The organism is Promicromonospora sp. NPDC060271, from assembly GCF_042726755.1.
Lineage (GTDB): Bacteria > Actinomycetota > Actinomycetes > Actinomycetales > Cellulomonadaceae > Promicromonospora.
The window spans coordinates 1-21,162 of record NZ_JBHXBG010000064.1; the positions used below are offsets into that span (position 1 = coordinate 1).

Below are 21,162 nucleotides of genomic sequence, written 5' to 3' on the forward strand. Positions count from 1 at the left end.
GACGCGAGGAGATCGCGTCGTCGTCGCCCAGCGGCCCGTACCCCCTCGCGCCTAGGCCCCGGGCTCGTCCGCGTCGGGGACCCACCGCAGCACGTCTCCCGGCTGGCAGTCGAGAACCCGGCAGATCGCGTCGAGCGTCGAGAACCGGACCGCCTTCGCACGGCCGTTCTTCAGCACCGACACGTTGGCCGGGCTCAGGCCGATCGCCTCGGCGAAGTCGCCGACCGACATCTTGCGCTGCGCCAGGAGCACGTCGATCTCGACGACGATCGCCATCAGAGCACGCCGTCCAGCTCTGTCTGTGCGTCCGTCGCCCGTCCGACGAGCCGATGGGTCACGAAGACGACACCGAGCAGTGCGACGCCGACCAGGCATCCCAGGCCGCTCGCCATCCACAGCCCCAGCTCCCCCATGTCCTCGTCGTCGGGTGTCGGGATCCCGAAGAACGTCAGGTACAGGAAGAAGGCGCTGGTGAGCAGCGTCGCCACGCCGACCGCCGCACCGATCGTGACCACCCAGCGCTGCGTGCCCGGCCGGAAGAAGGTGCCCGTCTGGGCGCGGAGCACGAGGACCCACAGGGCCGCGAGCGACACCTGCGCGCAGGCGATGAACGCGATCCCCGCGGCCAGGAGCGGGGCACGGTAGGGCTCGTACGGGGGAAAGTTGCTGACCTCGTCGGCGGCGATCCCGGGCAGGATCACGACCTGGGCGAACAGGCCGATGGCGATCCCGCTGAAGATCAGGAGCGTGAGCATGTTGAAGACGATCCGATTCATGTAGCGAGTATCGACAGGAATCGCTCGATAGTCAATCGATTACTGGCGACAGTCGATCGGTGCGTGGGAGTGGTCGATCGCCGTGGGCAGCCAGGGCCGGGTCAGCGCGTCAGGTCGGGCAGGCGCGGGCGACGACGTCCGCCAGCTCCGCACGGGACGAGATCCCCAGCTTGGGATAGGCCCGGTACAGGTGCGAGCCCACCGTCCTGGGGCTGAGGAAGAGCTGGGCGCCGATCTGCCGGTTGGTCGCCCCGGTCGCGGCCAGCCGCACCACCTGGAGCTCTTGCGAGGTCAGGGCATCGAGCACGGCGCCACCGTGCTCGCGACGTGTGGCGCGCCCGCCGGCCGCGACCAGCTCCCTCTCGGCACGCTCGGCCCAGGGGGTGGCGCCCAGCCCGGAGAAGAGGTCCACGGCGGAGCGCAGGCGGACGGCGGCGTCGGCACGGCGACGTTCCCGCCGGAGCCACTCGCCGTACAGGAGCTGGGTCCTGGCCTGCTCGAAGGGTCGGCCACCGCAAGCATGCAGCTCGAGCGCCGTCTCGTAGTGCGAGGCGGCCTGGTCGTGCGGCGCCAGCAGGGCGCGGCAGCGGTGCGCGACCGCCGCCGCCCAGGCCTGGCCGCTCGCCGCGGCCCACGCGTCGAACCGGGTGAACGCGCCGGCGGCGCGCTCGCGGTCGTCCAGGCGCGCGCACGCCTCGACGAGGTCGGCGATCGAGAACGTGACGATCGCCGTGTGACCGAGGGGCCCGTCGAGGGTTCGGGCCGCACGCTCGGCCGCCGAGGCGTACCGCCCCCGCCCGAGGTCGAGCAGGGCCAGCGCGCCGCCGCCCCAGCCCGAGCCGTAGCGCTCCTGGACGGTGCCCTGCGCGTGCCCGGCCAGGCGCAGGCATTCCTCGTCGTCGCCGCGGATGGCGGCCAGGCGCGCCAGGATGCCGTGCAGGTGCCGCAGGCGTCCCGCCTGCCCGGTGGCCTGCGCGATCCGCCAGGCCTCCGCGCCCGACTCCGCCGCGTCGGCATGGTCACCGCGCAGGATCTGCGCCTGGGTGAGCAGCTGCAGCGCGTGCGGCAGCGCGCCGACGAGCCCCTGTGCGCGGCAGACGTCGACCCGGGCCGCCGCTATCTCGCGGGCCGCGTCGTCGTCGCCGGTCATCAGCGCGCTGAACACTGCGGAGGTCGCCGCGACCTGGGAGGTCGCGGCGAGGCCTGGTGCGGGCAGGGCCGCACGCAGGAGCGGCAGGCCCGCCGCGGGGTCGCCTGCGGCCACCCGCTCCATGCCGCGCACCGCGGCGGTCACGGGGACCTGATGGGCCTCGACGGCGGAGCCGAGGGAGGTCAGCAGGTCGGCGGCCTTCCGCAGCCCGCCGTGCTCGCCGGCGAACCATGCCTCGCCGGCGGCCGTCGCGAGCAGGGACGCCGCGACCGGCGGTGCGACGGCAGCGACGTCCGCCGCGGCGGAGATCAGGGTGTGCACGGCGGACGTGGGGTCGTCCCGCTCGGCGTCGACGGCCGCACGCACGCCGGCCAGGCGGGCCAGCAGCACCGGGTCGGTGGTCAGCCGGCAGCCCTGTTCGGCCGTGGCTGCGGCACGGCCGAGCTCCCCGACCGCGAGCGTCGTCTCCGCCGCGGCGGCCAGCCATCGTGCCCGGCGCTCCCGGTCGGCCGTGTGCTGTGCGGCCCGTTCGTAGGCCGCGGCGGCGGCGTCGTACGCGCCGCGTGCCCGGGCGCGCTCGCCGGTGTCCGCGAGGACGGTCGAGAGCTCCTCGTCGGGTTCGAGGGCGGCGGCGGCCAGGTGCCAGGCCCTGCGGTCGGCGTGCTCGTCACCGGTGAGGACGTCGGCGAGGGCCCGGTGTGCGCTCGCGCGCCGCAGCGTGGGTGCCTCGTGGTACGCCGCCGCCTTGATCAGCGGGTGACGGAAACGGAGACGACCGTCGGCGACCTCCACCAGGTCGGCCCGCTCGCCGGGTTCCAGGTCCTGCGGGCCGGCCCCGAGGCGCTGGGCCGCGGTCAGGACCACGCTCAGGTCACCTGACCCGTCCGCGGCGGCGACCAGGAGCAGCAGGCGGGACCGGTCGGGCAGTCGCTGGATCGCCGCACGCATGGACCGCTCCAGGCGACCGCTCCCGGCAGGCTCTGCGGCCCGGAAGGGCAGCGGCGTCACCTGGCCGGTTCGCTGCTCGCCGGATCGCCGCTCGTCCGACAGGTTGGCGGCGAAGTGCAGTAACGCGAGCGGGTTGCCCTCCGCCTCCTCGATCACCCGCTCGCGCGCCTGGACACCGAGGTCGGGCGCACGGTCGGCGAGCAGCCGCTCGCAGTCGGTCCTGGCCAGCGCGGACAGCCTGAGCTCGGGGAAGCCGTCGAGCGCGGGCCCCGCCCCGGCCCGGCCGGCGAAGACGACGGCGATCGGTTCGGCGTCGAGCCGCCGTGCGGCGAAGAGCAGCGTGTCGAGCGAGGCACGGTCCAGCCACTGCACGTCGTCGACGAGGCACAGCAGGGGACGCTCCTCCGCGAGGTCGGCGAGGAGCGTCAGGACGGCGAGGCCGACGAGGAAGCGGTCGGTGGCCTCGCCCGCCTCCTCACGAAAAGCACGCCGGAGCGCCTGCCGCTGGGTGGCGGGAAGCCGGTCGGCCAGGTGCGCCGCCGGGCGCAGCAGCAGGTGCAGGGCCGCGAAGGGCAGCTCGGACTCGGCCTCGACCCCCGCCGTCCGCAGCACCAGGTGGTCTGCCGCGGCCGTGTCGGCGACGTGCGCCAGCAGCGCCGACTTGCCGATCCCGGCCTCGCCGTACAGGACGACCGCACCGCCCTGGCCACCGCGCGACGCGGCGACCAGACGGGACAGCAGGGCGATCTCTGGCTCTCTGCCGATCACGCCCGCACATTACCCAACCGACGACCGTGCGCACCGCACGAGTTCAGTCACCGTGACTGTTTCGGCCCGGTGCGCCGGTCCGTACGTTCGTGATCAGCCATCCGGGCGGTGACCGCGCGTTCGCACCGCTCACGTCCGCCGGCCACCGCCTGGTGACCCGTACCCCTGGAGCGTCATGACTGACGTCATCGTCGTCGGAGCCGGCCCCACCGGACTCCTGCTGGCCGGCGACCTCGCCGAGGCCGGCCTGTCCGTCACCGTGCTGGAGCGTCGCGGCAGCGAGATCTCGAACCTGTCGCGGGCCTTCGGCGTCCACGCCCGCACCCTGGAGGAGCTGGACGCTCGTGGTCTCGCCGACCCGCTCGTGGCGCGCTCGGTCGGCCGGGTCACCGACGCCCGGCTGTTCGCAGCCGTGCACGTGCACTTCGACGAGCTGCCGAGCCGCTTCCCCTACCTGCTGATCACCCCGCAGTACACCGTGGAGCAGGTCCTTCGGGAGCGCGCCCTGGCCGCCGGGGCGGAGCTCCTGTACGACGCCGAGGTCACCGGCCTGACCCAGGACGGCGCCGGCGTCGTCGTGGAGAGCCGCGGCCCCGACGGGACGACGACGTCCCGCCGCGCCGCGTACGTCGTCGGCGCCGACGGCGTCCGCTCCCGGGTTCGGGAAGCCATCGGGCAGCCGTTCCCCGGGGAGTCGGTCATCAGGTCGATCATGCTCGCCGACGTGCGCCTCACCGAGGCACCCGAGGAGACCCTGACCGTCAACGGCAACGGCGACGAGTTCGCGTTCCTCGCGCCGTTCGGCGACGGCTGGTGGCGCGTCTTCTGCTGGGACCGCCGCGACGACGTCCCCGAGAGCGCCCCGCTCGGCCTCGACGAGGTCAGGGCGGTCACCGAGCGCGCGCTCGGCACCGACCACGGCATGTCCGAGGCCCGCTGGACGTCGCGGTTCCACTCCGACGAGCGGCAGGTGCCCGAGTACCGCGTCGGCCGGGTGTTCCTGGCCGGTGACGCGGCGCACTGCCACTCGCCGGCCGGCGGCATGGGGATGAACACCGGGCTGCAGGACGCCGCCAACCTGTCCTGGAAGCTTGCCGCGGTGCTGCGCGGCGCCCCGGAGACGTTGCTCGACACCTACCAGTCCGAGCGCCACCCGGTCGGCCGCGAGGTGCTCCAGGCCAGCGGCACCCTCATCCGGCTCGCCATGCTCCGCTCCGGCCTCGGCCGGGCCATGCGGGGTCTGCTCGGCGGTACCGCCATCAGGATCCCGGCCGTCCACAGTCGTGCCATCGGCCGGCTCAGCGGCGTCGGCTTCGACTACGCCGCACCGGAGGGAGCGGACCGGCGCACCGGCGACCGTGCGCCCGACCAGGACCTCGCGGACGGTGGCCGCCTCTACGAGGCGCTGCGCGGCGGCAGCTTCGCGCTGCTGGCTCCGAGCGGCACGGCGGACGTCGCGGGCTGGACCGACCGGGTGCGCGTGGTCGTGCCCACAGCGGGCACCGGCGAGTGCGTCCTGATCCGCCCTGACGGTCATGTCGGCGCGATCATCGCCCCTGGCGACACCGCCGCGACCCACCTCGCGCTCGCCGCGCTGTGCGGCGCGCCGACCACCCAGCCGTCGGCCACCTAGGAGGCCCCGGATGTTCGACCGGACCAGGATCTCGTTCGTCGTCGCCGGGGTGACCTGCGCCGGCTGGCTCTACCTGCCGGCGGGGGCCGGCCGTGTGCCGTGCGTGGTGCTGTGCCACGGCTTCAGCGGCACGATGGACCGGCTGTTCCCGTACGCGGAACGGTTCGCGGCCGAGGGCTTCGGCGCCCTCGTGTTCGACTACCGCAGCTTCGGCGAGAGCGACGGCGAGCCGCGGCAGGTCCCCGACCTCGACGGCCAGCGGCACGACATCCGGGCCGCGCTGGACCTCGTCCGTGCCCACGAGCGGGTCGACCCGGCCCGGGTCGCCCTGTGGGGCAACTCGCTCGGCGGCGCGCACGCCGTGACCGTCGCAGCCGACGACCCGCACGTCGCAGCCGTGGTCGCACAGATCCCGTTCAACGGGTTCCCGAGATCGGTGGAGGGCCGCGGCACGACCGACACCCTGCGGCTGCTGGCCGCGATCACCTGGGACGCGGTCCGCGGCAGGCTGGGACTGAGTCCGCACTACATCCCCATGGTGGGTGATCCCGGCGAGCTCGCCGTCACCGCCACGACCGAGGCAGAGCAGCACATCAGGACCCTGACCGGGGGCGGCTCCGCGACGGCGTGGCGCAACGTCGTCGCGCCTCGGGCACTGCTGGCCATGATGCGCTATCACCCCGCGGAGGCCGCGGCCCGCCTGCGCCGACCGCTCCTGGTCTGCGTGGCCGCCGACGACAAGGAGACCCCGCTACACCTGACACGGCAGCTCGCCGACCGGGCGCCCCGAGGTGAGCTACGCGTGTACCCCGGCACCCACTTCGCCTTCTACACCGACCCTGAACTGCGCGAACGCGTCGCCGCCGACCAGGTCGCCTTCCTCCGCCTGGCACTGCCATAGTCCCTGTGGCCCACCTCACCACCCGAACCTGTCAGAACGTCCCGCCGCGGCGCGTCAGACGAGTGACGTGACCCCCGATCAAAGGAAGCTCATGGCCGCGACCGACGAGAAGGTCCGAACCGGTGCCGACAGGCAGCCCACCGACCCGCCCCGGCAACGACGGACCCGGCGACGCCGGGCGGCGGCCGCCGCCGCGCTCCTCGTCGCCGCGGTCCTGTTCGGCGCCTACGGCTGGCAGCCACCGGAGGCCGGACGTGACTTCCGGTCGCCGTACCTCGCGAGCGTCGGGTCGCGCTACGCGGAGACCCCGCTCGCCCGGTTCCACTACGTCCGGTCCGGCTCCGGCTCCCCGGTGGTCCTGCTCTCCCCCGGCGGGACGTCGGTGATCGGCTGGCGGGACCAGCTCGAGGCGCTGTCCCGGGAACACACCGTGTACGTCGTCGACCTGCCCGGCCAGGGCTACACCCAGTTGCACGACGACGACTTCCGGTACGACGTGCCCGCGATGGTCGGCGCGATCGGCACGTTCCTGGACGCCGTCGGCCTGCGGCGCACGGCGCTCGCCGGCAACTCCTGGAGCGGAGGGTGGGCCCTGGCCTTCGCCCAGCACCACCCCGACCGCGTGACGCGGCTCGCCCTGCTCGACGCCACCGGCCTCGACCTGCCCGGCACAGTCATGTGGGAGTCGCTGAAGGTCCCGGTCCTCGGCGAGCTGGCCACGAAGCTGTCCACGAGCCGGCCGGCGGTGCGCGGGCTCGCCGAGGGCATGCTCGTCCACGACGAGATCCTCACCGACCAGCTCCTGGACGAGTGGTGGGCGCCCGCCACCTTCCGCGACAACGTCCGCGCCACCTACCTGCTGGAACGGCGCCTGGACTGGGCCGGGACCGAGGAAGCGCTGCCCGGCACCGACACCCCGACCCTGATCCTGTGGGGCGAGGAGGACACCGTCCAGCCGGTGGAACGTGCCCACCGCTTCGCCGCCCTGCTTCCCGACGCCCGGCTCGAGACGCTGGCCGGGTGCGGCCACGTACCGCAGCTCGACTGCCCCGCCGCCGTCAACCAGCACCTGCGGGCGTTCTTCGCGGACCAGAGCCCCGAGGCCCGATGAGGACGTATCGGCGCCGACCTGTCAGTCGGTCCGGTCGGAGTGCCCGAGGGACCTGCCCGGAGCGATGATGTCCCGCACCCGGCGCTTGAGCTCCGTGATCTCGGGGAATCCGCCGTCGCGCTTACGGTTCCACACCCGTTCCTCGCCGACCTCGATCCGGAACACCCCGCCCGTGGACGGCACGATCGCCACCTCGCCGATCTCGTCCGAGAAGGTCTGCAGCAGCTCCCCCGCGTACCACTGGGCGCGCAGCTGCCAGCGGCACTGGGTGCAGTAGGTGATCACGATGCGTGGTGTGGGCATGCGATCACTGTTCCACGCGCGGCGAGGTGCGCGGGTACGAGACCACGGAGCGGCCCCCGGCAGCGCACGCCGGGAGCCGCTCCGTCCTGCGGGGTCGCTCAGCCGGTGACGGCCAGCCGCTCCGACGGCTCCCCGGGAACCGTCGGCACCGGACGAGGCTCCGCCTGGTCGGCGGGCGCCTGCCTCGACTCGCGAGGAGCGGCCGGGGCGGGTGCCGGCGAGGGAGCGGCGCTCGTCTCGGTCCTGGCATCCGCCGGGACTGACGGGACCGGCGACGCCTCGGCGGGCGCGGGTGCGGGAGCGGTGTCGCCGGGAGCCGACGGCACGCGCGCCTCCTGTGCGGACGACGACGGCGCGGAAGAGGACGGCGCTGCCGACGGCGGCTCCGGCACGGCGGCGCTCGCCGTCGTGCAGGCCGTGGCCAGCAGCGCGACGGCGAGCGCGCTGCCCGCGGCGGCGACGCCCCGCGAGGCGGTGCTCCAGACGGTGCGGGGGCGCCGGGGCTGGCCGGAGCGGTCGGACGGGTTTGCGGAGTTTCGGTTGAGAGTCACACAGCGGTCAATGTCCACCGGTGCGGGGCGCATGACGCCTCCTGGCCGTGACGTGGTTCATACGAGCCGGGTGTCATCGTGCGGCGTTGCCGGACACCGACCGGCCGTGTGCTCGTGCCGCGTCAGGCCGGCAGCTCGACCGGGAACGGCTCCGCGAAGTCGGCCGAGCGGCTCACGGCAGCCCAGCGGAGATCCGACTCCAGCAGGCGGCGGTCCTGTGCCACCGACATCTCGGTCGCGTTCACGCCGAGTGGCAGGTTGGTGGGCAGGTCGTCCCGCTTGGCCAGCTCGACGAGGATCTGCGCGGCCCGGTCCGGGTCACCCGCGGGACCGTCGCCGCTCTGGCGCATCCGGGTGTTCATGGCCCCGACGGTGGACTCGTACTCAGCGGGCACGTCACCCACGGTCATGGACGCGCCCGCCCAGTCGGTGCGGAACCCGCTCGGCTCGACGACGAGCACCTTGACGCCGAACGGCGCCGTCTCGACGCGCAGCACGCGGCTGAAGCCGTCGATGGCGAACTTCGCCGCCTGGTAGGACGCGATGCCCGGCGAGCCGCCGACCCGCCCGCCCACCGACGAGAACTGGACCACGAGACCGCCGCCCTGCTCACGCAGGAGCGGGATCGCCGCCTTGGAGACGTTGTAGACGCCCCAGAAGTTGGTCTCGAACTGGGTGCGGAAGTCGGCGTCGTCTCCTGTCTCGATCGGCGACACGTTGGCGTAGCCCGCGTTGTTGACGATCACGTCGATCCGGCCGAAGCGAGCCGCGGCCTCGGCGAGCGCGGCACGGGCGGCCGCCTGGTCGGTCACGTCGAGCCGGAGCGGGAGCGCCCGCTCGCCGTACTCGGCCACGAGGTCGTCGAGCTGTTCGGGCCGCCGCGCCGTGGCGGCCACCCGGTCGCCGGCGGCGAGCGCGGCGGTAGCGAGGGAGCGGCCGAAGCCGCGGGAGGAACCGGTGATGAACCATGTCTGCTGCATGCCTTTAATAAAACACCGTTGCCCTAACTTGCGCAACCCTGTTGCGCTAAGATGTGACCATGACGACTTCCGGGGACTTCCGACGGGCGCGCTCCCCCGAGGCCAAGCTCGTCCGCGAGACCGCGATCCTCGACGCCGCCCGCCGTCTCGGCGCCGAACGCGGCATCCGGGAGGTCACGCTGACCGACATCGCCGACGCCGTCGGCATGCACAAGTCCGCGATGCTGCGGTACTTCGAGACGCGCGAGGAGATCTTCCTGCGGCTCACCGCCGAGGGCTGGCGGGACTGGGCCCCGGCGCTGGCCGAACGGCTGCGTGCCGTCGAGCGGCCCGACCCGGACGCCGTCGCGGCGGCCTTCGCCACGACGCTCGCCAGCCGGCCCATGTTCTGCGACCTGCTCGCGCAGACGCCGCTGAACCTGGAGCGGAACGTCTCGGTCGAGAAGGTGCGCGAGTTCAAGCTCACGACCGGCGAGGGCCTCGGCCAGATCGTGCCCGCCGTCCGCGCGGCCCTGCCCGGCCTGTCGGAGCAGGACGGCGTCGACCTCGTCGCCGCGTCGACCTCGATGGCCGGGACGTTCCACCAGATCGCCACACCGGGGCCGGAGGTCGCCGCGCTCTACCGCTCCGACCCCCGGCTGTCGCACGCCCTGGTCGACGTCGAGCCACGGCTGGTCCGGATCCTCGGGGCGATGGTGCGCGGTCTGGCCGGACGAGGGTGACCGTCCTCGGGCCTGCCCGCGTAGCGGAGGTCTCGGGACGTCACCGCCCGGTCACGACGAACTTCGCGATGGCCAGGGACTCCCGCACGTAGTCGACCGGGATTTCGTACCACGGCGTGTCCGCGTGCAGGTGGGTGGCGCGCAGCCCTGCCGCCTCGGCGATCCCGGCCGCCCGGGGCACGTGGTAGTCGCTCGTGACGAAGGCCGCCGTGTACCGGGTGCCGAAGCGCGCGTCGAGCATCGCCTTCGCGTGGACGAAGTTCTCGAAGGTGCTGGTCGACCGGCCCTCCTGGATGATCCGGTGCTCCGCGACCCCGCGGGTGACCAGGTACCGCTCCATCGCGTGCGCCTCGGTGACGGTCTCTCCGGGCGGCAGTCCTCCGGCGACCACGACGACGGCGTCCGGGTTCGCGACGGAGTAGTCGACGGCCACGTCGAGCCGGGAGCGGAGCGCCGGCGTCACGTCGCCGTCCCGCACCGCCGTCCCGAGGACGACGACGGCGTCCTCCTCCTGCGACGCCGTGTCCGTCCTGCCGAGGACCGCGAGACAGGCGAAGAGGAGGAGCAGCAGCGCGGTGACGCCCGGGACGAGGATCCGGGGCCACCGGGCCCGCCGGTCTCCGGGCCGGGCGCCGTGTCCGAAGAGCCCGTGGCACACGTACAGGGCGCCGATCACGAGGGTCGCGGCGATGCCGGTGTGCATGCCGCTCACGAGCAGCACGACCAGGGCATCGAGGATCAGGACCGCGCCGGCGACCACCCACAGGACTGCTCCGACGGATCTGGTCATCATGGACGCAACTCTCTCAGCACCCACAGCGCGGCTCCTGTGGTGGCTTGTCTCGAGGGACAATCCTCGACCACAGGAGCCTCGCCGGTACGGCTCGGGTGACCGCGTCGGCAGCGGCGCCGCGAGCGGGTGCAGGGGTCCTGGGTCAGAACTCCTGGCTCGTGATCCACGCGTGCGCCGTCATGCCGCCGACGACGGCCCCGATCGGACCGCCCACGCCGAATCCCTCGATCGCGCCGAGGACCGTCACGCCGATCTCGACGAGGCTGTGGAAGAAGTCGCCGAAGGCGGACTCCGTCGTCGTGCCGGCGCCCATCGATCCCCCGCCGGCTGCGAGCTGCACCAGGCCTGCGACGGTCAGCGTGCCGGACGGGGCGGCGCCCGGCGTACGCTGCCGCCGCGGCAGCGGCTTGTTCTGCCGTCGAGCATCGATGAGGGCCTCCGTTCGCCGCACCTCTTCGCTGCTGAGCTGGTCCATCGCCTCGAGCTGCGCGAGCCACTGCCTGATGGCGGCGAGGAGCTGGTCCACGGTGTACGACGTGAGAAACCCGTAGTGGTAGGGCGCCATCCCGATCGCGACGCTCGCGCTGATGGCCTGTGCGGTGAGCTGCTCGGTAGGTACGGCAGCGGCCCCACCGGGCGGCGGGGACAGCGGCCCCAGCGTCCCGAGCGTGGTGGGCATCGTCGGAAGAGTCGGCATGGGAAGCCCGGCGGTGGTGGTACCGGGCGAGCCCGTGGCCGCCTGTGCTGTGGTGTCGGTGTCGGTCATGGCAGTGCCCTCCTAGGGCTGGTTGGTGGAGGCGTGGTGCGGTGTGGAGGCGACAGGCGCCTCGGAGTGGTCGCGGACCTTCGCGTCGCGCACCTTCGCGTCGCGGACCTTGGCCCGAGGCGACGGCGAGAACGACGGGTCGGCGACGGTCGCGACGTTGAGGTCGACCTCGTGGAGCGTGTGCACCGTGCTGCTGCCGTCAGCCCACCGCAGGTCGACCACGCAGTTGAGGCTCATCAGGTACTGCCACGCCGTCGCGTCGGGGTAGTCGGCAGGCATCGTCGCGGGTCCGGTCTCCGTCGCCGGGTTGACGACGACCCGTGGCCGCGGCGCCCCGGGAGGCAGCGCCGGATGGGGGTGCTGCGGGCCGTAGACCCAGATGGGCAGGTCCTCCCCCGCGATGGCCCGCACCCGCGCCGCGACGCCACGCTTGTGGCAGTACACGCCCGGCCAGTAGGAGGTGTCCTGGTTGACCGTGCGGATCCACGCACGGATGTACTCCTCCTGTGCGGGCAGCAACGGTGCGCCGTTCTCGATGTCGAGGTAGACGACGGTCCCGGTCTCGAAGCCCGCGACCGACATCAGCCGGTGGGCGTCGTGGGCGTCGGCCACTCCCTGGGCGGCCGTCACCACATGGCTGCCGGGACCGATCACCTGCCGGCCCACGTACGTGGGTAGAAAGCCCCAGCCCTGTCGGAGCAGCGTCGCGCGACGGGTCATCCAGGAGGACTCGCCGTGGCTCGGCGCCGGCGCCAGGTAGAAGCAGGTGAAGTACAGGTTGGTGTCGTCGTACAAGGTCGCCATCACGGAGTCACCGGGATAGGCTGATCGGTCAAGTCCGAGGTACATCAGGGTCCTCCCATGACATGTGGTCTGCGCCGGCGGCGTGGACATCACCACCATCAGCCCGGCTGCAGGGTGGTTGACAGCGTCGTACGGAACTGGACGGAACCGGCCGCGCGTGGCACGTCGTCGCGTCGTGGATCGAGTGCGGAGCGAGGCGGCGGCGTCCGAGAAGAGTTGGTGAGCCGTCATGGGTGCGTTGCCCTCACCGAAGCTGCCGGCCGGGCCGCGGCGCGACCTGGTCGAGGCCCTGCACGACCTGCACCATCGGGCCGGGTGGCCGAGCCTGCGGGAGATGGCCCGGGAGGTGGGTTGCAGCCACACCACCGTCTCCGCGGCGTTCAGCGAGCCGCGGGTGCCCCGCTGGGGTCTGCTCGAGCTGCTGGTGGAGACCCTGGACGGCGACACGGAGCGGTTCCACCATCTCTGGCTGGAAGCGAGCACCGCAGCGGTATCGGGTCCGGTCTCGCCGATCGCCCCGGAGGCGGTTCCACCCCTACCGGCGACGGCTCCCAGACAGCTTCCCGCCCCGGTACGTGCGTTCATCGGCCGTCAGGCCCAGCTCGACGCGCTGGACGAGCTGCTCCGCACCGATCCCGACGGCGGGGCGAGGCTGGCCGTGGTCACCGGCACCGCCGGCGCGGGCAAGACCGCCCTCGTGCTGCGGTGGGCGCACCGGGTGGTCGACCGGTTCGGTGACGGCCAGCTCTACCTGGACCTGGGCGGCTTCGGGCCGAGAGCGCCGATGACCACGGCCGAGGCGTTGGAAGCCCTGCTGCGCGGCCTGGGCACCGAGGGGGCCGCCGTACCTCGTGCCGTCGACCAGCGCAGCGCCGCCCTGCGCACGCTCCTCGCCGACCGGCGCGTGCTGCTCGTCCTCGACAACGCCGTCAGCAGCGACCAGGTGCGGGCGCTGCTGCCCGGCGGCGCCGGGTGTGCGGTGGTGGCCACCAGCCGCACCAACCTGGCCGGGCTGGTGGCACGGGAGGGGGCGCGCCGCGTCGACGTCGACCTGCTCTCCGACGCGGAGGCGCACGAGCTGCTGGTGCGGCTGGTCGGCCGGCGGGTCGAGACGGAGCCCGCGGCCGCCGCCCGGCTGGCCCAGCAGTGCGCCCGGCTCCCGCTGGCGCTCCGGATCGCCGCCGAGCTCGCCGCGGCGAGACCGACGAGCACGCTCGCCGACCTGGTCGCCGAGCTCGACCACGACCCCGACCGGCTCGACCTGCTGCGGGTGGCCGATGACGAGCACACCGCAGTCCGCAGCGTGTTCTCCTGGTCCTGGCGCCACCTCGGCGACGACGCGGCACGCGCCTTCCGGCTCATGGGCCTGCACGCCGGTGCGGACATCAGCCTGTCGGCCGCGGCCGCCCTGCTGGGCGTCGAGGAGCGAGCCGCCCGGATGACGCTCGACGAGCTGGTCCGCGCCAACATGCTCAGCGAGACCGCCGACCGGCACTACGTGCTGCACGACCTGCTGCGCGGGTACGCCGCCGAGAGCACGCGTGATCTCGAGCAGGGCGACCGCGACGCGGCGCTCGGCCGCGTCCGTGCGCACTACCTGGCGACGGCCGCGGCGGCCATGGCAGCGGAGCGAGGCCCCACCTGGCGGCCCCCCGACCTGCCACCCGCGGCCTCGCCCGCACCGCGGTTCCCCGACCCGAGCTCGGCCCACGACTGGCTGCGTCGCGAGTGGTCGGTCCTGGTCGCGACCGCGGAGAGCCCCGACGCGGACTACGAGTACGTCCGGGACACCGCTGCCGTGCTCCATGACCACCTGGACGACCAGGGACACTTCGACGAGGCCATCCGCCTGCACCGACGTGTGCGCGACCTGGCCGGCGCGCTCGGCCGGCCCGCCGACGAGGCCGACGCGACCGACGACCTGGCCGTGATCTGTCGTCGGATCGGTAACTACGAGGACGCCGAACACCTGCATCGCCTCGCGCTCGCCGGGCGCCGGGCCGCCGGTGACCCGGCAGGCCAGGCCCGGTCCCTGCACCGGCTGGGCATCCTGTGCTGGAGGCGAGGCCGTTACGACGAGGCGGACGCCTACCTGGACGAGGCCGCGACGCTCTACGCGCACGCCGCCGATCCGGTCGGCGAGGGCCAGGCGTGCTACGCCCGTGGTATCGCCAAGCGACGGCAGGGCCTCTACCTCGACGCCGTGCGGCTGCACTCTCGCGCGATCGACCTGCTGCGCGAGGTGGGAGACCGGCGGGGCGAGGGCGCGGCCACCAACAACCTCGGTGTGGTCTGGCTCTTCCTCGGCAGGTACGCCGAGGCCGCGCGCTGCTTCGACGAGGCACTCGCGGTGTACACCGCCGTCGACCACCCGATCGGCGTCGCCGTGTGCCGCGACAACCTGGGATCCCTCGCCAGCCGCGAGCGCCGCTTCGAGGACGCGATGAGTCACCACGGCGACGCGCTGGAGGCCTTCGTCCGGCTCGGCTACCCCGCCGGCCAGGGCGACTCGCACCGAGGGCTCGGTGTCGCCCTGGCCGGCCTCGGACGCCGCGACGAAGCCGTGGACCAGCTCGAGCGCGCGCTACGGATCGGCGAGCGGGTCGGCGAGGCCAGCGTGGTGACGCAGACGCTGTGCGACCTGGGCAGCGTCCGGCTCGCCCGCGGGGAGCTCGACGCCGCCGAGGAGGCGTGGTCGCACGCGCTCACGTTGGCGACGTCCGCCGGCGACCGCTACGAGCAGGCTCGGGCACACCACGGGCTCGGTCGGGTGCACGCCGCCCGCGGCGACGCGGCCGAAGCGGCTCGGCTCAGCACGCTCGCGGACGCCACGTTCGTCGAGCTCGGTGTCGAGGAGGCGTCCACGACCGACGCGGCGAGAAACGGGCGGCGGGCGGCGGTCCGGGACCTGGCCGCCGGTCCGGGATGAACCGGCTCCGTGGCGGGGTCCCGGCCGACCGGCGGGGGCATGGTCAGGGACGGGCGGCGTCCACCGGCTGCCACGGCCCGTACCGGTACCCGGGCTCCTGGTTGCGGGTCCACCACTTCGCCACGTAGGTGCGGCCGTCATGGGCGGCCACCGCGCCGGCCTCGAAGATGCGGGACGCCGTCCACTGCGCGACGCCGTCGCGCTCCACGATCTCCTGCCACGGGCCGTACGGTGCGCCGGGCTCCGTCCCGCTGGTCCACCAGGCCGACCGCCAGGTCGAGCCCGAGTACGAGACCTCGTCGCCTGCGGTGTAGACCGCCGACCTGTCCCAGGCGGGAGCGGCCGGCGCGCAGCCGTCGTCGCAGATGCTGAACGACGCGAGCACGGCCTTGTGGTCCGAGGGCCAGACGGCGTCCGGCGTGAGGATCACGTCGGCGCTGTCGTCCTCGACGCGCTCGTCGCGCACGATCGTCGACTGCGGACCGACGACGATCGCGTCGTCGATGGAGACGCGGTCGTCGGGCGTGACGAAGACGTAGTCGATGCGGTCGCGCTCGTCGGCCTCCGGCGCCCAGGTGAGGTCCGACGTCGGGAAGAGCGGGTTGTCCGACGGCCAGGTGGTGCCGGGGTTGGCGACGGGGTCGGGGTGGACCTCGCGGAAGGCGTCGACCAGTCCCCCGTCGATGAGGGTCTGCGTCGTCTGCCACGGGACGACGACGCCGTTGTGGTCCTGCAGGTCGGCGGTGTCCTCGGTCCAGTCCTGCACCGACGGCTCGTTGAAGTCACCGCCGACGACGGCGATCCGGCCCGCGGCGCGCTCGGCCGCGACGTCCTCGACGAGGGCCGCGGCGGTCGCCGGGCGGCCCGACTGCCGGTTGGCCTCCAGGATGGCGTCCACGTCGGTGACCGGGCCGCCGGGCAGCTTGTTCCAGGTGTCCCAGCCGTCCGGCCAGTCGCCCCCGACCGCGCCCCCGTAGCCGCGCGGCAGGTAGGTGGCGTACCAGCGGTACTCCAGGTGCCCGCCGTACGCCACGACCTCGGTCCCGTTGACGTCGAGCACCGCCTTGGTCCACCACCGGTCCACGGTGTCGGACTCCAGGATCGGGTAGCGCGACACGATGCCCGTGTCGGTGGCGGTGAGGTGGTCGTATCCGAGGAGCCGGGCGACCTGCGCCGGGGCGTCGCCCACCTCGGGCAGGAAGGTCACGTCGGCGTCGGTCTCCTTCAGGATGTCGGCGATCTGGCGGGCGCCGTCGTCGATCCGCGTACCGCCGTGCCACACGTTGAAGCTGAGCACGTCGAGCTCGCTCACCCCGTCGACCTCGGGCTTCGGCTCAGCGGGCGGCACGGTCCCTGCGGCCTCGACGGCGCTGAGGGTGAGGGCGGGCTCGGCCGCCGAGGCCACGGGTGCGATCGCGAGCCCGGCGAGGGCACCGCCGATCCCGACGGCTGCGAGGAGACCTCGGCGGATACGTGCGCGTACGGATGACATCTGCGTGGGCTCCCCGGCTCGGAATGCGGTGCGGCGCGAGGCTACGAGACGTGCGTGACCGGTCCGTGGCCGGCGGGTGAACACGCCTGAACCACGACGTGCGCCCTGCGTCGGGGCTCGTTCACCCTCCCGCTGCGTTCCCTCGGAAAGAAATCAGGTCTGACGCTCGGCGCTGGCCACCCGCACGCAGCAGTATCCGGGGCGCGGTGCCAGCACCGCTCGGGCCGGGGAGTGTCCGCTCCCCTCGAGCAGGCCCTGCACCAGGTGCAGGTTGAGCCCGCACACCACGTCCGTGTGCCGGCGAGCGACCTGGTGGAACGGGCAGTTGCGGAGCTCGACGTCGCCGTCGGCGGTGGTCGCGGGCTCGTAACCGCAGGCGCGCAGCGCCGCGGACAGGTCAGGACCACTCGCCGCCCGGCCGGCCGCGTAGGCGGCCGCGGTCATCGCACGGCGTACCGCCCCGGAGTCGTCGGCGCTCATCGCCTCGGCGAGCACACCGGCCAGCAGCCCGTAGTCACGGGGTGGCACGCTCACGGACAGCTCTTCCTGTGCGCGGACATAGCGCTTGGCCGGCCTACCGGCACCCGGTCCACCGCGCCCCGCGGGGCGGGCGTAGCTGGTGACCAGGAGTCCCGCGTCAGCCAGCTTGTCCAAGTGGTAGGCCGCCAGGTTACGAGTGATCCCAACGGCGGTGGCGGCATCCTCCCGGGCCGACGGCTCGTCCCGCGCCGAGACGTACTCGTAGAGCCGTCGCCGCACCGGATCGCCCAGACTGCTCAGCCCGCTGACCGGATCCTGGTCACGCTCCTCGCCGTCACCCATGCCCCAAATCTATCACCAGCGAATCTTGACAAAACTAGACGCTTGTCGACACGATCTAAAAACAACATTCACTAGTGATAGAAGGAACCGATCATGAGTACACCCCTGCGCTCGGCGCACACGAGCGGGTCGAGCAGTGTCCGGCAGCGCGTCCGCACCGACCCGGCCTACGCTGCGTTCCTCCTGATGCGCGTCGGTTTCACGGTGCTGCCGATCTGGATGGGCGTCGACAAGTTCGCTGACGGCCTCACGGACTGGCCGGAGTACCTCGCCCCGTGGATCGTCGCGCTGCTGCCGTTCTCCGCACAGACCGCGATGCACGTCGTCGGTGTGGTCGAGATCGTCGCCGGTGTCGCGGTGGCCATCAAGCCCCGGTACGCGGCCTACGTCGTCGCCGCCTGGCTGGCCGGGATCATCTTCAACCTGCTGACCTACTCCGGGTTCTATGACGTCGCTCTGCGCGACTTCGGGCTCCTGCTCGCCGCGCTCACCCTGGCCCGCCTGGCAGCCGCCTACGATCCGGCCTGGTTCGGGAACGCTTCCGGGGCGAGTGCGCGTTGAGCCGCCTCACCCTGACCGACAACGCGGTCGACCTGGGCGCTGCCGAGCAGGCTGCACGGCAGTTTCTCGAGGCACTGGGCGTCGCACTCGATGACGAGGCGGTGCGGGAGACACCGGCGCGGATGGCCCGCGGGTACGCGGAGCTGCTGACGGCGCGCCCGTTCCGGCTGACGACGTTCCCCAACGACGAAGGTTATGACGAGCTGGTGCTGGCCCGTGACATCCCGGTTCAGTCGGTGTGCGAGCACCATCTGCTGCCGTTCGTCGGCGTGGCCCACATCGGCTATCTCCCGGGGCGGCGCATCCTCGGCCTGTCGAAGCTGGCCCGGGTCGCCGAGCACTTCGCCCGCCGCCCCCAGGTGCAGGAGCGGCTCACCAAGCAGGTCGCGGACTGGCTCACCGAGCACCTCGCGCCGCACGGGGTCGGCGTCGTCATCGAGGCCGAGCACACCTGCATGACGCTGCGCGGCGTACGGGCCACGGGATCCAGGACGGTCACCTCCACCCTGCTCGGGACGCTGCGCGACGACGCGGCGTCCCGCCAGGAGTTCCTCGCTCTCACGGGTGTGCACCGGTAGCAGGCTCGCTCGGCACGAACAGACGGCCCGTCTCGCTGTGTGAACCATGGCGAGACGGGCGTCGACGTACCCGAAGATCATCCGTTCGGATGACCCGGAAGGTGGACGAACGGCCGACGCGGCGCACCCTCGCCCAGCCATAGCTTCGGGGCATGACGGCCACCGCTGCGACCACCTCGACCACCTCGACCGCCAACCGGGTGCATGGCCTCGACGCGCTGCGCGGCGGCGCGCTGCTGCTCGGGATCGTCCTGCACTCGCTGCTCCCGTTCATCGCCGACATCCCCTGGCTCATCACCGACAGCGTCACCACCCCGGCCGCCGACGACGGCGTAGTGGTGATCCACCTGTTCCGGATGTCGCTGTTCATGATGCTCGCCGGCTACTTCGCCCGGCTGACGCTGCACCGCAAGGGGCTCCGCGCGTTCACCGTCGACCGGCTGCGGCGGATCGGGCTGCCGGTGATCGCGTTCTGGCCGTTGGCCGTGCTGCCGATCGGGATCCTCGCCGTCGTCGGCGCCGACGTGCGGGGGCAGGAGCTGCCGCAGGCGCCACCGAGCTCGTTGAACCCCGTCTTGGCGGCCCTGGACCCCGGACACCTGTGGTTTCTCGTGGTCCTGCTGCAGATCTACGTGATCGCTCTTGCCGTGCGAGCCGTGGTGCGGCGGATCCTGGGCGCCGAGCGCGCCACCACGGTCGCCGAGCGGGCGGGCACCTGGCTCAGCGGCCCGCTCGGCGTGCTGCTGACCGCCGTGCCGTACGCCGTCGCGGTCCTCCTCCAGGGCGCTCCGGTCGACGGAGGCATCCACAAGCCGCTGAGCGTCCTGCCCGAGGCCGAGGTGCTGGCCGCGTATGCCAGCGCATTCGCGGTCGGGTACGCACTGCACGCCCGGCCGGACGCGTTGATCCGGATGAGCCGGGGCCGGTGGGTCCACCTGGCGGTGGCAGTGGTGACGTCGCTGGCGGTGCTCTACGTGATCCCCACCGGGAACCTGGCGGCCCTTGCTCCCGTCGCGGCGCTCGCGTCGGCGGCCTGGTGCTACGCGCTCACCGGGTTGTGCGTCCGCTACCTCAACGCCGAGCGACCGGCGGCACGGTACCTCGCCGACGCGTCGTACTGGATGTACCTGATGCACCTGCCGCTGCTGATCGCCGTCGAGATCCCGCTGGCCGACCTGGCCCTGCCCGTCGTCGTCAAGCTGCTCATCACCTGGCTGGTCACCTTCGTGGTCCTGGTGCTGAGCTACCACGTCCTGGTGCGCTCGACCTGGGTCGGCGCGTGGCTGAACGGCCGCCGCCACCCGTGGACGTGGCCGCCGATGACCACAGGGAACAGGCCGCGGAACCGGCTGCCCGCGGACGGGCCGGCTCAGGTCCGGGAGCCGTAGGTCATGCGGCGCAACAGCCACTCCGCCGGGCCCTGCCGGAAGCCCGCACGGCGTTGCAGCTCGGCGAGCAGGACCGTGACGAGCCAGACACCGATGCCGATGCCTACCGCCTGGGTGTCGGTCAGACTCGAGCCGAGCCCGAGGGCGTAGGGCGGAACGAGGATCGCCCAGGCCAGCGACTGCAGCAGGTACGACGTCATGGAGCGCTGTCCGGTTGCCGCCAGAGCCGTCACCACCGGTCCGGCCGGCCTGTCGGACCGTTCGCCGACCCGCCGGCCGATCAGGGCGATCGCTGCCGCATACCCAAACCCTCCGGCGTAACCGGTCAGGAGGTGCAGCCACGAGACGCCCAGGTCGGCGGCTTGGCCCGGCTGCCAGACCTCGACGTCGATCAGTGCGGCCGGAACCCCGCCGAGCACACCGAGCCCGATGCCCCAGCAGGCAACCTTGCGGAGCAGGGCGAGGTGCTCGCCGCGGTTCTCCAGCATCCGGCGGCGCGCCGCCCAGATGCCGATCATGAACGGAAAGACCGAGATCGTGATGAGCAGCGGGACGAACACGGGCAGGACCGCGACCCGCACGACCATGTCCGTCAACGGGTCGGTGACCGGCTCGCTGCTGCTCGCCGACGAGAAGAACAGCGCGCTGAGGACGGTGTAGACCAGGCTGCCCAGGACCATCCAGACCAGAGCGTGGGTGAGCAGCTTGCGATCGCCGAACCGGACAGCGGCGACGTAGACGATGGCGATCACCCCGTACACCGCGATGACATCGCCGAAGAACAGCAGCGCCGTGTGGCCGAGCCCGATCAGGACCAGGCACCACCCGCGACGGCGCAGCAGACTCCGGATCTCTGGCCACTGGATCCCGGCGGCCGTGCGGCGGTGGTACATCCGGGCCAGGCCGTAGCCGAACAGCGCGGCGAACATGGGGTAGCCGCGGTTCTCGGCGACCAGCGCCATCACGGCGGTCACCGCGATGTCCAGCGGTCCGGTCAGCGCATAGCCCTCGCCGGTGGTCGCGATCCGGAACTGATGGGCGTGCACCGTCGCGATGATCAGCAGCATGAGTCCGCGAGCGAGATCGGGCGCAAGGGATCGCCGGGCCTCGGGCAGCGCGCCGGGCAGGGCCGCTCCGGTCGCGGCAGGGCTGGTTCTGGGCATGCCTCGGTCCTCCAAGTTAAGAT

General features: G+C 72.9%; 20 protein-coding genes. 8 read left to right on the forward strand and 12 right to left on the reverse strand.

Annotated elements, in window-relative coordinates:
- Positions 1–51: 51 nt before the first annotated feature.
- The 3 genes from ACFWE2_RS11895 to ACFWE2_RS11905 all read right to left on the reverse strand — a co-directional run bounded on the left by ACFWE2_RS11895 (position 52) and on the right by ACFWE2_RS11905 (position 3,642).
- Positions 52–276: a helix-turn-helix domain-containing protein gene (locus tag ACFWE2_RS11895; RefSeq protein WP_377224436.1), complete on the reverse strand. Its 225-nt coding sequence runs from the start codon at positions 274–276 to the stop codon at positions 52–54.
- Positions 276–776: a DUF2975 domain-containing protein gene (locus ACFWE2_RS11900; protein ID WP_377224437.1), complete on the reverse strand. Its 501-nt coding sequence runs from the start codon at positions 774–776 to the stop codon at positions 276–278. The genes ACFWE2_RS11895 and ACFWE2_RS11900 overlap by 1 nt, the downstream gene beginning before the upstream one ends.
- Before the next feature lie 109 nt (positions 777–885).
- Entirely contained in the window at positions 886–3,642 is a 2,757-nt protein-coding gene (locus ACFWE2_RS11905) for a helix-turn-helix transcriptional regulator (protein WP_377224438.1), read from the reverse strand.
- A gap of 175 nt (positions 3,643–3,817) precedes the next feature.
- Between ACFWE2_RS11905 and ACFWE2_RS11910 the strand changes: the two genes are divergently transcribed.
- From ACFWE2_RS11910 to ACFWE2_RS11920, 3 genes are all read left to right on the forward strand, one after another.
- The gene (locus ACFWE2_RS11910) at positions 3,818–5,275 is read left to right on the forward strand and encodes an FAD-dependent oxidoreductase (RefSeq protein ID WP_377224439.1); all 1,458 of its coding nucleotides are present in this window, start codon (positions 3,818–3,820) and stop codon (positions 5,273–5,275) included.
- A gap of 10 nt (positions 5,276–5,285) precedes the next feature.
- Positions 5,286–6,176 (forward strand): alpha/beta hydrolase, encoded by an 891-nt coding sequence (locus tag ACFWE2_RS11915; protein WP_377224440.1) that lies wholly within the window; start codon positions 5,286–5,288, stop codon positions 6,174–6,176.
- Positions 6,177–6,267: 91 nt separating this feature from the next.
- Entirely contained in the window at positions 6,268–7,287 is a 1,020-nt protein-coding gene (locus ACFWE2_RS11920; protein WP_377224441.1) for an alpha/beta fold hydrolase, read from the forward strand.
- A 21-nt stretch (positions 7,288–7,308) separates the two neighbouring features.
- Here the strand turns inward: ACFWE2_RS11920 and ACFWE2_RS11925 are convergent, their stop codons facing one another.
- From ACFWE2_RS11925 to ACFWE2_RS11935, 3 genes are all read right to left on the reverse strand, one after another.
- Positions 7,309–7,590: a SelT/SelW/SelH family protein gene (locus ACFWE2_RS11925; protein WP_377224442.1), complete on the reverse strand. Its 282-nt coding sequence runs from the start codon at positions 7,588–7,590 to the stop codon at positions 7,309–7,311.
- A gap of 98 nt (positions 7,591–7,688) precedes the next feature.
- On the reverse strand, positions 7,689–8,141 hold the full coding sequence (locus ACFWE2_RS11930; RefSeq protein WP_377224443.1) for a hypothetical protein: 453 nt from the start codon (positions 8,139–8,141) through the stop codon (positions 7,689–7,691).
- Between the two features lie 122 nt (positions 8,142–8,263).
- Positions 8,264–9,121 (reverse strand): SDR family NAD(P)-dependent oxidoreductase, encoded by an 858-nt coding sequence (locus tag ACFWE2_RS11935; protein ID WP_377224444.1) that lies wholly within the window; start codon positions 9,119–9,121, stop codon positions 8,264–8,266.
- Positions 9,122–9,180: 59 nt separating this feature from the next.
- On the opposite strand from ACFWE2_RS11935, the gene ACFWE2_RS11940 reads away from it, so the two are divergent.
- Complete coding sequence (locus ACFWE2_RS11940) at positions 9,181–9,843, forward strand: TetR/AcrR family transcriptional regulator (protein WP_377224445.1); 663 nt, start codon at positions 9,181–9,183, stop codon at positions 9,841–9,843.
- A gap of 40 nt (positions 9,844–9,883) precedes the next feature.
- Here ACFWE2_RS11940 and ACFWE2_RS11945 read toward each other — a convergent pair whose 3' ends face one another.
- From ACFWE2_RS11945 to ACFWE2_RS11955, 3 genes are all read right to left on the reverse strand, one after another.
- Positions 9,884–10,636, reverse strand: coding sequence for a YdcF family protein (locus ACFWE2_RS11945; protein ID WP_377224446.1), 753 nt, complete (start codon positions 10,634–10,636; stop codon positions 9,884–9,886).
- A 142-nt stretch (positions 10,637–10,778) separates the two neighbouring features.
- Positions 10,779–11,402 (reverse strand): hypothetical protein, encoded by a 624-nt coding sequence (locus ACFWE2_RS11950; RefSeq protein ID WP_377224447.1) that lies wholly within the window; start codon positions 11,400–11,402, stop codon positions 10,779–10,781.
- A 12-nt stretch (positions 11,403–11,414) separates the two neighbouring features.
- Positions 11,415–12,206: a glycoside hydrolase domain-containing protein gene (locus ACFWE2_RS11955; protein WP_377224463.1), complete on the reverse strand. Its 792-nt coding sequence runs from the start codon at positions 12,204–12,206 to the stop codon at positions 11,415–11,417.
- 229 nt (positions 12,207–12,435) lie between these two features.
- Between ACFWE2_RS11955 and ACFWE2_RS11960 the strand changes: the two genes are divergently transcribed.
- Entirely contained in the window at positions 12,436–15,135 is a 2,700-nt protein-coding gene (locus tag ACFWE2_RS11960; protein WP_377224448.1) for an ATP-binding protein, read from the forward strand.
- A gap of 43 nt (positions 15,136–15,178) precedes the next feature.
- Here the strand turns inward: ACFWE2_RS11960 and ACFWE2_RS11965 are convergent, their stop codons facing one another.
- Both ACFWE2_RS11965 and ACFWE2_RS11970 read right to left on the reverse strand, forming a co-directional pair.
- Complete coding sequence (locus tag ACFWE2_RS11965; RefSeq protein ID WP_377224449.1) at positions 15,179–16,627, reverse strand: endonuclease/exonuclease/phosphatase family protein; 1,449 nt, start codon at positions 16,625–16,627, stop codon at positions 15,179–15,181.
- Positions 16,628–16,780: 153 nt separating this feature from the next.
- Positions 16,781–17,449: a helix-turn-helix transcriptional regulator gene (locus ACFWE2_RS11970; protein ID WP_377224450.1), complete on the reverse strand. Its 669-nt coding sequence runs from the start codon at positions 17,447–17,449 to the stop codon at positions 16,781–16,783.
- Positions 17,450–17,542: 93 nt separating this feature from the next.
- Here ACFWE2_RS11970 and ACFWE2_RS11975 point away from each other — a divergent pair, with 93 nt between their 5' ends.
- From ACFWE2_RS11975 to ACFWE2_RS11985, 3 genes are all read left to right on the forward strand, one after another.
- On the forward strand, positions 17,543–18,010 hold the full coding sequence (locus ACFWE2_RS11975) for a hypothetical protein (RefSeq protein ID WP_377224451.1): 468 nt from the start codon (positions 17,543–17,545) through the stop codon (positions 18,008–18,010).
- Positions 18,007–18,588, forward strand: a complete 582-nt coding sequence (folE, locus tag ACFWE2_RS11980) for a GTP cyclohydrolase I FolE (protein ID WP_377224452.1) — start codon at positions 18,007–18,009, stop codon at positions 18,586–18,588. Before ACFWE2_RS11975 ends, folE begins: the two co-directional genes overlap by 4 nt.
- Before the next feature lie 152 nt (positions 18,589–18,740).
- Positions 18,741–19,976 (forward strand): acyltransferase family protein, encoded by a 1,236-nt coding sequence (locus tag ACFWE2_RS11985; protein ID WP_377224453.1) that lies wholly within the window; start codon positions 18,741–18,743, stop codon positions 19,974–19,976.
- On the opposite strand, the gene ACFWE2_RS11990 is transcribed toward ACFWE2_RS11985, so the two are convergent.
- Positions 19,958–21,139 carry a DUF418 domain-containing protein gene (locus ACFWE2_RS11990; RefSeq protein WP_377224454.1) on the reverse strand — a complete coding sequence of 394 codons (1,182 nt, stop codon included), beginning with the start codon at positions 21,137–21,139 and terminating at the stop codon, positions 19,958–19,960. The genes ACFWE2_RS11985 and ACFWE2_RS11990 overlap by 19 nt on opposite strands.
- Positions 21,140–21,162: the final 23 nt, after the last annotated feature.

Coding starts and splice junctions, on each gene's coding strand:
- ACFWE2_RS11950 (WP_377224447.1), bottom strand. CDS start 11,402: ATGACCGACACCGACACCACAGCACAGGCGGCCACGGGCTCGCCCGGT.
- ACFWE2_RS11895 (WP_377224436.1), bottom strand. CDS start 276: ATGGCGATCGTCGTCGAGATCGACGTGCTCCTGGCGCAGCGCAAGATG.
- ACFWE2_RS11940 (WP_377224445.1), top strand. CDS start 9,181: ATGACGACTTCCGGGGACTTCCGACGGGCGCGCTCCCCCGAGGCCAAG.
- ACFWE2_RS11985 (WP_377224453.1), top strand. CDS start 18,741: ATGACGGCCACCGCTGCGACCACCTCGACCACCTCGACCGCCAACCGG.
- ACFWE2_RS11965 (WP_377224449.1), bottom strand. CDS start 16,627: ATGTCATCCGTACGCGCACGTATCCGCCGAGGTCTCCTCGCAGCCGTC.
- ACFWE2_RS11910 (WP_377224439.1), top strand. CDS start 3,818: ATGACTGACGTCATCGTCGTCGGAGCCGGCCCCACCGGACTCCTGCTG.
- ACFWE2_RS11900 (WP_377224437.1), bottom strand. CDS start 776: ATGAATCGGATCGTCTTCAACATGCTCACGCTCCTGATCTTCAGCGGG.
- ACFWE2_RS11925 (WP_377224442.1), bottom strand. CDS start 7,590: ATGCCCACACCACGCATCGTGATCACCTACTGCACCCAGTGCCGCTGG.
- ACFWE2_RS11975 (WP_377224451.1), top strand. CDS start 17,543: ATGAGTACACCCCTGCGCTCGGCGCACACGAGCGGGTCGAGCAGTGTC.
- ACFWE2_RS11915 (WP_377224440.1), top strand. CDS start 5,286: ATGTTCGACCGGACCAGGATCTCGTTCGTCGTCGCCGGGGTGACCTGC.
- ACFWE2_RS11960 (WP_377224448.1), top strand. CDS start 12,436: ATGGGTGCGTTGCCCTCACCGAAGCTGCCGGCCGGGCCGCGGCGCGAC.
- ACFWE2_RS11935 (WP_377224444.1), bottom strand. CDS start 9,121: ATGCAGCAGACATGGTTCATCACCGGTTCCTCCCGCGGCTTCGGCCGC.
- ACFWE2_RS11945 (WP_377224446.1), bottom strand. CDS start 10,636: ATGATGACCAGATCCGTCGGAGCAGTCCTGTGGGTGGTCGCCGGCGCG.
- ACFWE2_RS11990 (WP_377224454.1), bottom strand. CDS start 21,139: ATGCCCAGAACCAGCCCTGCCGCGACCGGAGCGGCCCTGCCCGGCGCG.
- ACFWE2_RS11970 (WP_377224450.1), bottom strand. CDS start 17,449: ATGGGTGACGGCGAGGAGCGTGACCAGGATCCGGTCAGCGGGCTGAGC.
- ACFWE2_RS11955 (WP_377224463.1), bottom strand. CDS start 12,206: ATGGCGACCTTGTACGACGACACCAACCTGTACTTCACCTGCTTCTAC.
- ACFWE2_RS11920 (WP_377224441.1), top strand. CDS start 6,268: ATGGCCGCGACCGACGAGAAGGTCCGAACCGGTGCCGACAGGCAGCCC.